12 protein-coding genes and 1 pseudogene are annotated in these 13,998 nt (G+C 69.2%); 10 read left to right on the forward strand and 3 right to left on the reverse strand.

Annotated features, from left to right (window positions below):
• The 3 genes and pseudogenes from FK530_RS26760 to gatB all read left to right on the forward strand — a co-directional run.
• Window positions 1–127, forward strand: a pseudogene (locus FK530_RS26760) (6-phosphofructokinase); the annotation flags it as partial.
• 87 nt (window positions 128–214) lie between these two features.
• Window positions 215–1,438 carry a DUF4878 domain-containing protein gene (locus FK530_RS20330; protein WP_146488800.1) on the forward strand — a complete coding sequence of 408 codons (1,224 nt, stop codon included), beginning with the start codon at window positions 215–217 and terminating at the stop codon, window positions 1,436–1,438.
• A gap of 23 nt (window positions 1,439–1,461) precedes the next feature.
• Window positions 1,462–2,973, forward strand: coding sequence for an Asp-tRNA(Asn)/Glu-tRNA(Gln) amidotransferase subunit GatB (gene gatB / locus FK530_RS20335; protein ID WP_146488801.1), 1,512 nt, complete (start codon window positions 1,462–1,464; stop codon window positions 2,971–2,973).
• 161 nt (window positions 2,974–3,134) lie between these two features.
• On the opposite strand, the gene FK530_RS20340 is transcribed toward gatB, so the two are convergent.
• A complete protein-coding gene (locus FK530_RS20340) occupies window positions 3,135–4,217 on the reverse strand; it encodes a PQQ-dependent sugar dehydrogenase (protein ID WP_158645158.1) in 1,083 nt (360 codons plus the stop codon).
• Window positions 4,218–4,341: 124 nt separating this feature from the next.
• Between FK530_RS20340 and FK530_RS20345 the strand changes: the two genes are divergently transcribed.
• Window positions 4,342–5,505: a DoxX family protein gene (locus FK530_RS20345; protein WP_158645159.1), complete on the forward strand. Its 1,164-nt coding sequence runs from the start codon at window positions 4,342–4,344 to the stop codon at window positions 5,503–5,505.
• A 66-nt stretch (window positions 5,506–5,571) separates the two neighbouring features.
• Here the strand turns inward: FK530_RS20345 and ilvD are convergent, their stop codons facing one another.
• Together ilvD and FK530_RS20355 are read right to left on the reverse strand one after the other, a co-directional pair.
• Window positions 5,572–7,416, reverse strand: coding sequence for a dihydroxy-acid dehydratase (ilvD, locus tag FK530_RS20350; RefSeq protein WP_146488804.1), 1,845 nt, complete (start codon window positions 7,414–7,416; stop codon window positions 5,572–5,574).
• 87 nt (window positions 7,417–7,503) lie between these two features.
• On the reverse strand, window positions 7,504–8,019 hold the full coding sequence (locus FK530_RS20355) for a PH domain-containing protein (RefSeq protein WP_158645160.1): 516 nt from the start codon (window positions 8,017–8,019) through the stop codon (window positions 7,504–7,506).
• A gap of 304 nt (window positions 8,020–8,323) precedes the next feature.
• Here FK530_RS20355 and FK530_RS20360 point away from each other — a divergent pair, with 304 nt between their 5' ends.
• The 6 genes from FK530_RS20360 (at window position 8,324) to FK530_RS20385 (ending at window position 13,993) form a co-directional block, all read left to right on the forward strand.
• Entirely contained in the window at window positions 8,324–10,279 is a 1,956-nt protein-coding gene (locus tag FK530_RS20360; RefSeq protein WP_146488806.1) for an acetolactate synthase large subunit, read from the forward strand.
• Window positions 10,276–10,779, forward strand: coding sequence for an acetolactate synthase small subunit (gene ilvN, locus FK530_RS20365; RefSeq protein ID WP_013127475.1), 504 nt, complete (start codon window positions 10,276–10,278; stop codon window positions 10,777–10,779). Before FK530_RS20360 ends, ilvN begins: the two co-directional genes overlap by 4 nt.
• A 40-nt stretch (window positions 10,780–10,819) precedes the next feature.
• Window positions 10,820–11,833, forward strand: coding sequence for a ketol-acid reductoisomerase (ilvC, locus tag FK530_RS20370; RefSeq protein ID WP_146488807.1), 1,014 nt, complete (start codon window positions 10,820–10,822; stop codon window positions 11,831–11,833).
• An 89-nt stretch (window positions 11,834–11,922) separates the two neighbouring features.
• Entirely contained in the window at window positions 11,923–12,522 is a 600-nt protein-coding gene (locus FK530_RS20375) for a TetR/AcrR family transcriptional regulator (protein ID WP_146488808.1), read from the forward strand.
• Window positions 12,519–12,887, forward strand: coding sequence for a DoxX family protein (locus FK530_RS20380; RefSeq protein ID WP_146488809.1), 369 nt, complete (start codon window positions 12,519–12,521; stop codon window positions 12,885–12,887). The genes FK530_RS20375 and FK530_RS20380 overlap by 4 nt, the downstream gene beginning before the upstream one ends.
• 98 nt (window positions 12,888–12,985) lie before the next feature.
• Window positions 12,986–13,993: an AurF N-oxygenase family protein gene (locus FK530_RS20385; protein ID WP_146488859.1), complete on the forward strand. Its 1,008-nt coding sequence runs from the start codon at window positions 12,986–12,988 to the stop codon at window positions 13,991–13,993.
• Window positions 13,994–13,998 lie beyond the last annotated feature (5 nt).

Consider the following 13,998-nt stretch of genomic DNA (forward strand, 5'->3'; position numbering starts at 1 on the left):
CGCAGTCGGACAGATGGTCGCCCTCCACGGCACCCAGATCACCCTCGTCCCCCTCGCCGACGCCGTGAAACAACTCAAACGCGTCCCCCGCGAGCGCTACGACGACGCCGCCACCTTCTTCGGCTGAGACCGTGCGCGGCGTGATGCCCGGCCGGCACGAGGGGATTGGCCTCCCTGAAGCGATCCTTAAGAGGCGTCGTACACAATTCCGGGTATGAATCCGAATCCTCCCTCGAACCCGGGGTTCAACCCGGGGCAGGATCCGTCCGACCCGAACGAGCAGACGCAGCTGCGCCCCACCTGGCAGCCCGAGAACCCGGCCGCCGGCGCCCCACCGTACGGTGCACCGTCGTATCCGCAGGGCGGGCCGTCGTCGCACCCCCAGTACCCGGCGCAGGGCTTCCCCGCCGCCGGCCCGCCGGGGCCCGGTACGCCCCCGTTCCCACCCGGCCCCGGCGCGCCGAAGAAGCCGCGGCCCTCCTGGCTGATCCCCGCCCTGATCGGCGGCGGCGCCGTGGTGCTCGTGATCATCCTCATCGCCGGCATCGCCATCGTGAAGAGTGTGGGTGGTGGCGGCGACACCGGCTCGCCCGGCGGCACCGTCAAGGCCTACTTCGCCGCGCTGCAGGCCGGCGACGCCAAGAAGGCACTCGGCTACGGCAAGGAGGCCCCCGCCTCCACCGAGCTGCTCACCGATGAGGTGCTGCGCAAGCAGCGCGAGTTGGCGCCGATCAAGGACCTCAAGATCGTCAGCGAGACCGACAGCTACATGGGCTCGGTGCACCTGACGGTGACGATCGGTGAGGTCTCCTACGACGAGAACCTGAGCCTCGAGAAGGTGGGCGACGAGTGGAAGCTGCAGACCGCGGCGGTCCAGCTCAAGCCGTACTCGTCGTACGACTCGGACAAGAAGAACGTCACCATCCTCGGTAAGCCGCTACCCGCGTCCGGCGTCGTGTACGTCTTCCCCGGCGCACTCGACCTCGGCTCGGTCAACAAGTACCTGGTGCCGCAGCAGGAGAAGATCACCGTCGGTGACAACAAGGGGCAGGCCCCGGTGAACGGACTGTCGCGCTACAGCGTGGGCAGTACGTTGAGCATCGCCTTCGGCCTGAGCGACGCCGGGAAGACCTCCGCCAGGGAGCAGATCGCCGCGAAGTACTCCGCGTGCGCCGCGTCGAAGGACCGCTACCCGTCGGGTTGCCCGCAGTCGGACTTCTCCGGTGAGAACGGCACGTACACCTGGACCGCCCCGAACGTCCAGGACATCGACCTCGGCGAGACCGTCCGCGACGGCGAGGTCTCCTTCCGCGACACCCGTCCGTGGACGTTCACCGCGACCGGGCGCGACGGCAGGCCGATCACGGGTTCGGACTCGGGCTTCGTCTCGGGCACCATCACGGTGACCGCAGACGCGGTGGCCGTCTCGGTGCGCTGACCGGCGCCCATTAGGCTGGGGGCATGAGTGCCGAGCTTGCCGATATCGACCTTCCCGAGTACGCGGACGTCGTCGCCCGCTACGAGCCCGTCATGGGCATGGAGGTCCACGTCGAGCTCGGCACCGCCACCAAGATGTTCTGCGGCTGCCGCACCGAGTTCGGCGCCGACCCGAACACGCAGGTGTGCCCCACGTGCCTCGGAATGCCGGGCGCACTGCCCGTCGTGAACAGCGAAGCGGTGCGCTCGGCCATTCGCATCGGCCTGGCGCTGAACTGCTCCATCCGGCCGAGCTCGGTGTTCGCGCGGAAGAACTACTTCTACCCGGACCAGCCGAAGAACTACCAGATCAGTCAGTACGAGGACCCGATCGCGTACGACGGCTACGTGGACGTGCCGCTCGAGGACGGCACCACGTGGCGCGTGGAGATCGAGCGCGCGCACATGGAGGAGGACACGGGCAAGTCGACGCACATCGGCTCCGCGACGGGCCGGATCCACGGCGCCTCGCACTCGCTGCTCGACTTCAACCGCGCGGGGGTCCCGCTGGTCGAGATCGTCACCCGCCCCATCGAGGGAGCAGGGGAGCGGGCGCCCGAGATCGCCCGCGCGTACGTGACCGCACTGCGCGACCTGCTCGCCTCACTGGACGTCTCCGATGTCCGGATGGACCAGGGCTCGATGCGCTGCGACTCGAACGTCTCGCTCAAGCCCGTGGGCTCCACCGAGTTCGGCACCCGCACGGAGACCAAGAACGTCAACTCCCTGCGCTCCGTCGAGGTCGCGGTGCGGTACGAGATGCGCCGCCAGGCGGCCGTTCTCGACGCCGGCGGCACCGTCGTCCTCGAGACCCGTCACTTCCAGGAGGGCGACGGCACCACGACCGCCGGTCGCCCCAAGGAGACCGCGGACGACTACCGCTACTTCCCCGACCCGGACCTCGGTCCCGTCGCGCCCGCAGCGGAACTCGTCGAGGAGCTGCGGGGCACGATCCCCGAGCTGCCGTGGCTGCGCCGCGCCCGGATCCAGGCCGACTGGAGCCTCTCCGACGAGGTCATGCGCGACCTGGTGAACCTCGGCGCGATCGACGCGATCATCGCCACCGTCGATGCGGGCGCGACGCCCGACGCCGCACGGTCGTGGTGGGGCAGCTTCCTGCCGCAGCAGGCGAACACGCGCTCCGTGGAGCTCGACGCGCTGGCCATCACCCCGGCCCAGGTGGCCCGGGTGATCGCCCTGGTCGACGAGGGCAAGCTCACCAGCAAGCTGGCGCAGCAGGTGATCGTGGGCGTGCTGGACGGCGAGGGCGGGCCCGACGAGGTCGTCGCCGCTCGCGGCCTCGAGGTGGTCCGCGACGACGGTGCGCTGCAGAAGGCCGTCGACGAGGCGCTCGCCGCCAACCCCGATATCGTGGACAAGATCAAGGCCGGCAAGGTCCAGGCCGCGGGCAAGATCGTGGGCGACGTCATGAAGGCCACCCGCGGCCAGGCCGACGCGGCACGCGTCCGCGAGCTGGTCCTCGCTGCGTGCGAGTGACGGCGCACCCCGCGCCGCGATCGCGGTGACATCGCTGATCACGATGGCCTGGCCGGCCGAGCGCTGTGCGACGCCATGATCGCGGGTGGGCTCATCGCCGATCCGAGCCGACGACGAGCGCCGGGACCGGACGTGCGCGATGCGGCTCCGCGTTCGTCGGATCAGTCCGGGCCTTCGCCGGTCGTTGTCTGATCGGGCGGGACGATTAGCACGACTCGGTCGTCGTTCGGTGTCGCGCCGCCGGACGTGCGATTGACAGTCCCGCCGAGCATGGTCTTCTCCTCCGGCCCGCCACCGATGCGCCCGAAGTGCCCGTAGCTCCCGTTCGCGGTGGAGAAGCGCACAGGCTCTCCGTCTACGAGCGGCCCGCCGTCCTTGAGCTTGAGGAAATAGATGCTGTCGACGCCGCGCTGCGAGACGCCGATCCACTCACCGCTGACGCCGCAGCCCAGCGCGCCGGGGCGCTCAGGCCAGGACCACACGGTCTCGGCGGGGGAATTCGGGCGCAGAACCCTGAGGGTATCGGCGGTGGGACCGTCATCGGCGACGTAGACCGGTCCCTTCGGATTGAGAGGATCGAGGCAGAGAGACGAGCGCACGCCACCGTTCGTCGCCAGGATGCGGGGGTTGGCACGCTGACCGGGTGCTCCGTCCAGGAGGAAGACCTTCCCCGCGAGGGACGCTGGATTGGAGGCCGCACCCGGATCGCCAGCGTTGCCCGCGGCCACCATCAGCCCGGCCGGCGTGAACACGAGGGAACCGAGGTTCCCGACGGAGCCCTTGGGAATCCCTGCGAACACGACCTTGGGCACGTCGCCCTGAGTGACCCGAACGATGCGATTGTCCGTCGGAGTGGTGATCAGGGCATAGATGAGCCGGTCCTGCTCGTAGGTGGGCGACAGCGCGATCGATGCGAGCCCGCCGTCGCCCGACGTATCGACGTCCAGCCGGAGGATCTCCCGATTGGGCTGGTCGGTCGTCGTGTACGTGATCACGCCGTTGCGCTGCGCGACGATCGAATGTTCGGCCGTGTCCGTGGGGATGATTGCGGTGGGGGTATCGAGACAGGTCGCGACGACGGCGACGTTCTTGTCGATGCACGGGCCGTCCGGCTTGGGTGTCCTGCTCGTGGGCGGCGCCTTCTTCGTGGTCACCTGGCCCGTCGGCGGGCCGGTGAAGGGCGCGGCCTCGCTGCCGGAGAAGTCCGCGCAGCCCGCCAGCAGCGCCGCCGCCGTCGCGACCACGACCGCTCGCCGCGCGCCGGAACGCGCGCGCCGGGTCCCCTCACTCATGCCGCCACCCTACCGATCGGACCGGTGCGCGGTTCGCTCCCAGCCCACGGCGCGTTCGCACTCTAGGGTGGTTTCCGTGAGTGACAAGGACGGAACCGAGAACGAGACCAGCGAGGGTGCGGGCGAGTCCCCTTTTGACTTCCGGTCCACGGGCGAACTGCCCCGGTTCGGCGAGCGGCACCCCACCGGCGGGTTCATCCTGGACCCCCACGACGATTCGGACACGGGGATCGGGCCGGTGCTTCCGCGGTACCGCGACGAACCGGCGGGCACGACGCCCGCGGATCCGCCCGCCGCCTCGAGTGCGCCGACGGCCGCGAGCACGCCCGCAGCGGCGACCCCGGCACCATCGGGTGGCGGCGAGCCGGCCGCGTCCGTGCCGGACACCAGCGACCTGGCCGCCGCGATCGCCGCGGCGAACGCGGCCACGGCGGCGATCTCCACCTCCGGAACACCGGGGAGTCCGGACGCCGCCACCGAGCGCGCCGACCTGTCGAGTGACGAGCGGGACGAGTTCGGTAAGCGGTACAACCGTCGGCGGGGCCGCGAGCGCGCCGCCCAGGCCCGCGCCGAGGCGGAGGGCATTCCGCTCGAGACCGCGGCCACCGAGCAGATCGCGCCGCCGCCCGGCCGCCGATTCGGCAAGCCCGTCGCCGACGTCCCCGCGGAACTGGAGGAGGCGCGTAAGGCCGCGCGGCGCGGCACGACCGACCTCGGGCTGCTCGTGCTGCGCGTGGCCGTCGGCGTCATCCTGGTCGCGCACGGCATCCAGAAGCTCTTCGGCATCTGGGGCGGGCCCGGCATCGACGGCTTCGCCGCCTACCTGCAGAACGGCGCCGACCCGTCGCTCGGCTTCGAGCGGTTCACCAAGATCATCGCGATCGCCACGGGCGTCGTCGAGCTCGGCGGCGGCGCGATGCTCATCCTCGGCCTCCTCACGCCGATCGCCGCTGCCGGCGCGGTGGGCGTGATGCTCTCCGCGACGCTGTTCAAGCTGACGACCGCCGGTAACGGCTTCGTCTTCTTCGCGCAGGACAAGGGCGTCGAGTTCGAGCTGCTGCTCCTCCTCGCGTCGGTGGCGATCATCCTCACCGGCCCGGGGCGGCTGTCGTTGGACTTCAACCGCGGCTGGGCGCGCCGCCCGCACATCGGTTCGGTCGTGTGGCTCGTCGTCGCGGTGGCCGCGGCGGTCACCGTCTGGATCCTGCTCAACGGAGCGAACCCGCTGGTCAAGCAGTAGCCGTCCAGATGCCGAACGCCCGGCCTCCCGCGAGGGAGTGCCGGGCGTTCGCGTTCGACGGTGCGCTTACGGCACGTGCCGGACCGCGCCCTTGTCGGCCGAGGTGGCCAGGGCGGCGTAGGCCCGCAGCGCCGTGGTGACGGTCCGCTGCCGGTCCTTGGGCTGCCACGGCCGCTCCGAAGCCTCCATCTTGGCCCGGCGACGCGCGAGCTCCTCGTCGTCGACGAGGACCTTCAGGGTGCGCGAGTGGACGTCGATGAGGATCTCGTCGCCGTTCTCGACGAGCCCGATATCGCCGCCGGACGCGGCCTCCGGCGAGGCGTGGCCGATCACCAGACCCGACGAGCCGCCCGAGAACCGGCCGTCGGTCACGAGGCCGCACTTCTTGCCCATGCCCGTGCCCTTCATGAAGGCGGTCGGGTGGAGCATCTCCTGCATTCCCGGTCCGCCCGCCGGGCCCTCGTAGCGGATCACCAGGACCTCGCCGGCCTGCAGCTCCTTCGACAGGATCGCGTGGACGGCGTCCTCCTGGCTCTCGACGACGCGCGCCGGGCCCTGGAAGTGCCACAGGTCCTCGTCGACTCCCGCGGTCTTGAGGATGGCCCCGTTCCGTGCGATGTTGCCGCGCAGTACGCACAGGCCGCCCTCGACCGTGTACGCGTGCTCGAAGTCGCGGATGCAGCCGTCCGCGGCGTCGGTGTCCAGCGATTCCCACCGGTTCGACGTGGAGAACGGCTCGGTGGTGCGCACCCCACCGGGAGCTGCGTGGAAGAGTTCGATCGCCGCGTCGGTGGCGGTACCGCCGCGGATGTCCCAATCGGCCAGGTAGGCCTGGAGCGAGGGCGAATGCACCGGGCGGACGTCGGTGTTCAGCAGCCCGGCGCGGTTCAGCTCGCCGAGGATGGCGGGGATGCCGCCGGCCCGGTGGACGTGCTCCATGTAGTACTTCGGCGAATTCGGGGCGACCTTCGCCAGGCAGGGCACGTTCCGCGAGATGCGGTCGATGTCGTGCAGGTCGAAGTCGATCTCGCCCTCCTGCGCCGCTGCCAGGATGTGCAGGACGGTATTGGTGGAGCCGCCCATCGCGACATCGAGCGCCATCGCGTTCTCGAAGGCCTCGCGGGTCGCGACGTTGCGGGGGAGGACCGACTCGTCGTCGTCCTGGTAGTACTGCTTGGCGATGTCGACGACCAGCTCGCCGGCCCGGGTGAACAGGTCGCGACGCGCGGTCTGCGTGGCGAGGGTCGACCCGTTGCCGGGCAGCGACAGGCCGAGGGCCTCGGTGAGGCAGTTCATGGAGTTGGCGGTGAACATGCCCGAACACGAACCGCACGTCGGGCACGCGGAGCGCTCCACCTCGAGCAGTTCGGTGTCGCTGACGTTGCCGTCGGCGGACGCCGAGATCGCGTCGATGAGGTCGGTGCCGGGGCGGACGACGCCGTTGATGACGACCGAGGTGCCGGCCTCCATGGGCCCGCCGGAGACGAACACGGTGGGGATGTTCAGGCGCATCGCGGCGTTGAGCATGCCGGGCGTGATCTTGTCGCAGTTCGAGATGCAGACCAGCGCGTCGGCGGTGTGGGCGTTGACCATGTACTCGACCGAGTCGGCGATGATCTCGCGACTCGGCAGCGAGTAGAGCATGCCGCCGTGACCCATCGCGATTCCGTCGTCCACCGCGATGGTGTGGAACTCCTTGGCCACACCCCCCGCCGCGACGACCGCCTCCGCGACGATCTCGCCGACGTTCTTCAGGTGCACGTGACCGGGCACGAACTGCGTGTAGGAGTTGGCGATCGCGATGATCGGCTTACCGAAGTCGTCGTCGGTCATTCCGGTGGCGCGCCAGAGCGCGCGCGCTCCGGCGGCTTCTCGTCCGACGGTGGTGGTGCGTGAGCGGAGCGGTGGCATGTGCTTCTCGCCTCGGATCTTCGTATCGTGCGGGCTGGTGGAGGAGACGCGCTCCCCGTGAACAGGAAAAGGTCTGTCCGGCGGGAATTATTCCGCGGTGACGTCCGGGATCCGGCCGCCGGAGGCGACCGCGACGCGGGGGAGCTGGCTGATGGTGACGGCGGGTAGTCGCACCTCGGAACCGTCGGTGCGGACTGCGTACACCGCACCGTTGCGTCCGATTCTAATGCCTGCCAGTTCGTCCCATCCGATCGTGGTGGCGCCGAGGACCCGGACCGATCGGATCCCGTCGGGGCCGACGACGGTGCGTACGCGCAGGATCCACAGGGCGAGCAGGATGGGCGCGATCAGCATGAACCAGCCGAGGAGCATGATCCCGGTGCCGGCGGCTCCTCCGTCGACGGAGCGGCCCAGGGTCCAGGGGCCGGCGATCGGGGCGAGGCAGATGGCGAACAGTCCGACGCCGAGCAGCGCGATGCGGGGATGTTTGAAGACGACCCGGTCACCCGCGTCGATCGGCACGGCCGTGTCCGACGTGTGATCGGTGGTCACGGTGCGGGTGGTTCCGGTCGTGCCCGGCTGCTTCGCGGCGCGCTCGCTCATAACACGCATTGTCGCATGCGGCAGGCGGTTCCCAGAATGTGGGACGGGGTTGCTCACTGGTTTGACGCGACTGCACATCAGCGCCTAGTTTCACTGGTGTGAAGCACAGCTACCAGCTCCTCGTAATCGGTCGGCGCGTCGCCGCCTGAACCGGTTGCATCCGTTTCACACCAGCATCGACGCGCTACCCTCGCTCAGCTACCGCTGACGGGGGTTTTTTGTTGCCCGGATAGTCTTCGGGCAGCGCCGCCCGCCGATACGTCCATAGAGCAGAGCACCGCAAGAGTGGTGAGAAGGTCACATCGTGAGCGCACCTACAGCTCGGCCCCATCCAGGGCAGAAGCCCGGGGCCCGTAAGCCCGGCGCCGGGATCCCCGGCGCGCATTCCGCCGCCTCGAAGCAGCACGTCGCAGCCGACGTCGCGCACAGCGCCCTCGAGGGCGCCCGCGTCGTGGCCCCCGAGCGCGTCACCGGCGCGCAGTCGGTGGTCCGGTCGCTCGAGGAGATCGGTGTGGACACGGTCTTCGGCATTCCCGGCGGTTGCATCCTCCCGGTCTACGACCCGCTCCTCGACTCCAAGAAGGTCCGCCACGTCCTGGTGCGCCACGAGCAGGGCGCAGGCCACGCCGCCACCGGCTACGCCCAGGCGACCGGCAAGGTCGGCGTGTGCATGGCGACCTCGGGACCCGGCGCCACCAACCTGGTGACGCCGCTCGCGGACGCGCAGATGGACTCGGTGCCGATCGTCGCCATCACCGGCCAGGTCGGCCGCCCGCTGATCGGCACGGACGCCTTCCAGGAGGCCGATATCTCGGGCATCACGATGCCCGTGACGAAGCACAACTTCCTGGTCTACGACGCGGCCGACATCCCTCGCGTCATCGCCGAGGCCTTCTACCTCGCGCAGAGCGGTCGTCCCGGCGCCGTGCTGGTCGACATCCCGAAGGACGTGCTGCAGGAGGACACCGTCTTCTCGTGGCCGCCGCAGATCGACCTGCCCGGGTACCGCCCCGTGACCAAGCCGCACGGCAAGCAGATCCGCGAGGCCGCGCGCCTCATCGCCGCGGCGAAGTCGCCCGTGCTCTACGTCGGCGGTGGCGTGCTCAAGGCGGAGGCCTCGGAGGAGCTGCTCAAGCTGGCCGAGCTGACCGGCATTCCGGTGGTCACGACCCTGATGGCGCGCGGCGTCTTCCCGGACAGCCACTCCCAGCACATGGGCATGCCCGGCATGCACGGCACCGTCGGTGCCGTGGCGGCGCTGCAGCGCTCCGATCTGTTGGTGACGCTGGGCGCCCGGTTCGACGACCGCGTCACCGGCAAGCTGGACTCCTTCGCGCCCGATGCGAAGGTCATCCACGCCGACATCGACCCGGCCGAGATCGGCAAGAACCGCTTCGCGGACGTCCCGATCGTGGGCGACTGCAAGGAGGTCATCACAGAGCTCATCGCCGCGATCTCCGAGGATCGCGCGACCATCGCCGCCCCGGATCTGAGCGCGTGGTGGGAGTACCTGGACGGCATCCGCAAGACCTACCCGCTGGCCTACAAGCCGGAGTCCGACGGTGCGCTGAGCCCCGAGTACGTGATCGAGCGCCTCGGCGTCGCCGCGGGCCCGGATGCGATCTACTGCGCGGGCGTCGGCCAGCACCAGATGTGGGCGGCCCAGTTCGTCAAGTACGAGAAGCCGCGCACCTGGCTGAACTCGGGCGGTCTCGGCACCATGGGTTACGCGGTCCCCGCGGCCCTCGGCGCCAAGATGGGCGCGCCCGAGAAGGAGGTCTGGGCGATCGACGGTGACGGCTGCTTCCAGATGACCAATCAGGAGCTCGCCACCGCCGCGATCGAGGGCGCCCCGATCAAGGTCGCGATCATCAACAACGGCAACCTGGGCATGGTCCGCCAGTGGCAGACCCTGTTCTACGAGCAGCGCTACTCGAGCACCGATCTGTCGACGCACTCGATGCGCATCCCCGACTTCGTCAAGCTCGGCGAGGCGATGGGCTGCGTCTCCTTCCGGTGCGAGCGCGAGGAGGACGTCGACGCCGTGATCGCGCAGGCGCGGGAGATCAACGACCGCCCCGTCGTCATCGACTTCATCGTGGGCGCCGACGCCCAGGTGTGGCCGATGGTCGCCGCGGGCACCAGCAACGACGAGATCATGGCGGCGCGGGACATCCGTCCGCTGTTCGACGAGGACGACGCGGCCGACGAGCCCGCGGTCATCCACGCCGCGATGGAGCGTTCGGAGGAGCAGAAGTGAGCACCACGCACACGCTGAGCGTCCTGGTCGAGGACCGTCCGGGCGTGCTCGCCCGCGTCTCGTCCCTGTTCTCCCGCCGCGGCTTCAACATCGAATCCCTCGCCGTGGGCGGCACCGAGCTCAAGGGCGTCAGCCGCATGACCATCGTGGTCACGGTCGACGAGCTGCCCCTCGAGCAGGTCACCAAGCAGCTGAACAAGCTGGTCTCCGTGCTCAAGATCGTCGAACAGGATTCGACGACCTCGGTCGCGCGTGAGCTCATGCTCATCAAGGTGCGCGCGGACGCCACCTCGCGCGGCCAGGTCACCGACACCGTCGACCTGTTCCGTGCCAAGATCGTCGACGTCTCGCCGGACTCGGTGACCATCGAGGCCACCGGTACGCCGGACAAGCTCGACGCGCTGCTGGCGGTCCTGGATCCCTTCGGGATCCGTGAGATCGCGCAGTCCGGCGTGATCGCGCTGGGACGCGGTCCGAAGTCGATCACCGCGACCCGCTAACTTAACTACTGCAAAAAACCAGAAGGGACACCGAATCACAGTGGCAATCGAACTGTTCTACGACGAGGACGCCGACCTCTCCATCATCCAGGGCAAGAAGGTCGCGGTCATCGGCTACGGCTCGCAGGGCCACGCGCACTCGCTGAGCCTGCGCGATTCCGGCGTCGACGTGCGGATCGGCCTCAAGGAGGGCTCGAAGTCGCGGGCCAAGGCCGAGGAGCAGGGGCTGACCGTGGGCACGCCCGCCGAGGTCGCCGCGTGGGCCGACGTGATCATGCTGCTCGCGCCCGACACCGCGCAGGCGGAGATCTTCAAGGCCGACATCGAGCCCAACCTCAAGGACGGCGACGCGCTGTTCTTCGGGCACGGCCTGAACATCCACTTCAAGCTGATCGAGGCCCCGGCCAACGTCACCGTCGCGATGGTCGCGCCCAAGGGCCCCGGCCACCTCGTCCGCCGTCAGTTCGTCGACGGCAAGGGCGTCCCCGCCCTCATCGCCGTGGACCAGGATCCGACCGGAGGCGGCCAGGCGCTCGCCCTGAGCTACGCGGCCGCGATCGGCGGCGCCCGCGCCGGCGTCATCAAGACCACCTTCAAGGAGGAGACCGAGACGGATCTCTTCGGTGAGCAGGCCGTGCTCTGCGGCGGCACCGAGGAGCTCGTCAAGGTGGGCTTCGAGGTGCTGGTCGAGGCGGGCTACGCCCCCGAGATGGCCTACTTCGAGTGCCTCCACGAGCTGAAGCTCATTGTGGATCTCATGTACGAGGGCGGCATCGCGCGCATGAACTACTCGGTGTCCGACACCGCGGAGTTCGGCGGCTACCTCTCGGGCCCGCGCGTCATCGACGCCGACACCAAGAAGCGCATGCAGGACATCCTCACGGACATCCAGGACGGCACCTTCGTCAAGCGCCTCGTCGCGAACGTCGAGGGCGGCAACAAGGAGCTCGAGGCCCTCCGCAAGGAGAACGCCGAGCACCCGATCGAGGTCACCGGCAAGAAGCTGCGCGACCTGATGAGCTGGGTCGATCGCCCGATCACCGAGACCGCCTAGGGTCTCACCGCACCACCGCAGAGCCCCGTCGGACCGCGCGTCCGGCGGGGCTCTTGCGTGTCCTGAGGGCGGACCGTAGAGTGCTGAACATGTTCAGTGAACCTGTTCAATCACGGGCGGAGGCCAAGGCCGGCACGCGGGCTCGCGTCCTCGCCGCCGCCGACCGGTCCTTCCGGGCCCACGGCTTCGCGGGGACGACGGTGCGCGCCATCGCCGCCGATGCCGGCGTCAGCGTCGGTACGGTGATGGCCGTCGGCGACAAGGATGCGCTGCTCATCGCGATCGTCGACGAGTGGATCGCGGCGGTGCATACGTCTCGCGACGCGGGCAAGGGGCTGCCGGCTCTCGGGCGCGCGGAGGCGACCGCGCGACTGGTGGGCATCGTCGCGCCCTTCGTCACGTACTTCAACGCCGACGGCGACCTCTCCCGCGAGTACGCGGCGGTTCTCGCTCGCGGGAAGCATCGCTCCCGGACCTTCGGCGACCTCGCCGACGAGCTGCAGTCCGATTTCGAGCGGATCTTCGCCGCCGCGGGCTGCGCCGACCCCGGCGCTGCTGCCCGGACTCTGTACTTCGTCTACATCGGTCTGCTGTTCGCCACCTCGGGTGGGGCGGTGACGCGGGAGGCCGCGGCGGAGCGTCTCGTCGAGGCGATAGGACAGATCCTGGGAGAAGGGGTATCGCAATGACCACCGGTTTCATCGACACGCCGCACTGGCCGTGGCTCACCGTCGCGCTCGCGGTCGTCCTGTTGGGCGACGCTCTGCTGTCGGTGCGCCCGCCCGGGTTCATCCAGGACTGCCTCGACGGTGTCCGGTTCCCGCGGGACTGGTGGTGGACGCTCATCGTCATCAAGCTGGTCGCGACGGCGGGGCTGCTCGCGGGGCTGTGGTACCCGGGTGTGGGCGTCGCGGCGAACGCCGGCGTGGTCGCCTACTTCGTGTGCGCCGCGGTCGCGCACGTGAAGGCGGGTTTCCTCGGCTCGACGTTCTGGGTGAACTGCCTGGGCATGCTCGGCTTCACCGTCGTCGTGCTGATCCTGTCCTACGCCTAGCCCGTGAGCGAAGAAACCAGCACTGCTGATTGATAGTGATAGAGTGCTCCGAAACGGCTATCACGACGACGATGGCCGCGGACGGAAGCGAGATGTGGATGCGACTGGCCCTCACGCACATGGGACGCACGCAGGGGAACCCGTTCCCCGGGCAGGCCGAGTACGAGCAGACCCTGCAGGATCTGTCGGAGGCGTCGGTCAACCGGAACTTCGACCCATACCTCGATATCGACTGGGACAACCCCGAGCTCGCCATCGTCCCGGACGATCCCCGGTGGGTCTGCGATTCCCGCTTCGATCCCATCGGCCGGCACCCCTGGTACCAGGCGCAGCCGCTGGCGAAGCAGATCGAGATCGGGATGTGGCGCCAGGCGAACGTCGCGAAGGTCGGCCTGCAGTTCGAGTCGATGCTGATCCGCGGGATCATGCAGTACACGGCGGCCCTGCCGAACAACTCGCCGGAGTTCCGCTACGCCACGCACGAGGCGAAGGAGGAGTGCCAGCACACGCTCATGTTCCAGGAGTTCGTCAACCGCGTGGGCATGGACGTCCCGGGCGGCAGCTGGTTCCTGCGCCGCATCTCGCCGATCGTGCCGCTCTTCGCGACCATGACGCCGCTGTACTTCTACATGATGGTCCTCGGCGGCGAGGAGCCGATCGACCACCTGCAGAAGCAGTTCCTGCGCTCGGGCTCCGAGCAGCACCCGGCGATGAGCTCGATCATGCAGATCCACGTGGCGGAGGAGGCGCGCCACATCGGCTTCGCACACCAGCTGCTCGAGCACCGCATCCCGACCCGCGGCGCGTTCCCGCGGCTCGTGCTCTCCCTGATGCTGCCCATCACCATGCGCGTCATGGTGACCATGATCATGATGCCGCCCAAGGAGTTCTGGGAGACCTTCGAGATCCCGCGGTCGGTGAAGAAGGACATCTTCTGGCGCTCGGACGAATCGCAGCAGATGAAGCGCGACGTCTTCGGCGACGTGCGGATGATGGCCGAGAGGTGCGGCCTGATGAACCCGCTGAGCAAGCTCATGTGGCGGATCTGCGGCATCGACGGCCGCATCTCCCGGTTCCGCAGCGAGCCGGCGTACGCCGCGCAGTAGCCTGC

Source organism: Tsukamurella conjunctivitidis, from assembly GCF_007858475.1.
Taxonomy (GTDB): Bacteria; Actinomycetota; Actinomycetes; order Mycobacteriales; family Mycobacteriaceae; genus Tsukamurella; species Tsukamurella conjunctivitidis.

Bases quoted from the DNA above. Each gene is read 5' to 3' on its own strand.
- FK530_RS20330 (WP_146488800.1), top strand. From the start codon at position 215: ATGAATCCGAATCCTCCCTCGAACCCGGGGTTCAACCCGGGGCAGGAT.
- gatB (WP_146488801.1), top strand. From the start codon at position 1,462: ATGAGTGCCGAGCTTGCCGATATCGACCTTCCCGAGTACGCGGACGTC.
- ilvD (WP_146488804.1), bottom strand. From the start codon at position 7,416: ATGCCACCGCTCCGCTCACGCACCACCACCGTCGGACGAGAAGCCGCC.
- FK530_RS20355 (WP_158645160.1), bottom strand. From the start codon at position 8,019: ATGAGCGAGCGCGCCGCGAAGCAGCCGGGCACGACCGGAACCACCCGC.
- FK530_RS20375 (WP_146488808.1), top strand. From the start codon at position 11,923: ATGTTCAGTGAACCTGTTCAATCACGGGCGGAGGCCAAGGCCGGCACG.
- FK530_RS20380 (WP_146488809.1), top strand. From the start codon at position 12,519: ATGACCACCGGTTTCATCGACACGCCGCACTGGCCGTGGCTCACCGTC.
- FK530_RS20385 (WP_146488859.1), top strand. From the start codon at position 12,986: ATGCGACTGGCCCTCACGCACATGGGACGCACGCAGGGGAACCCGTTC.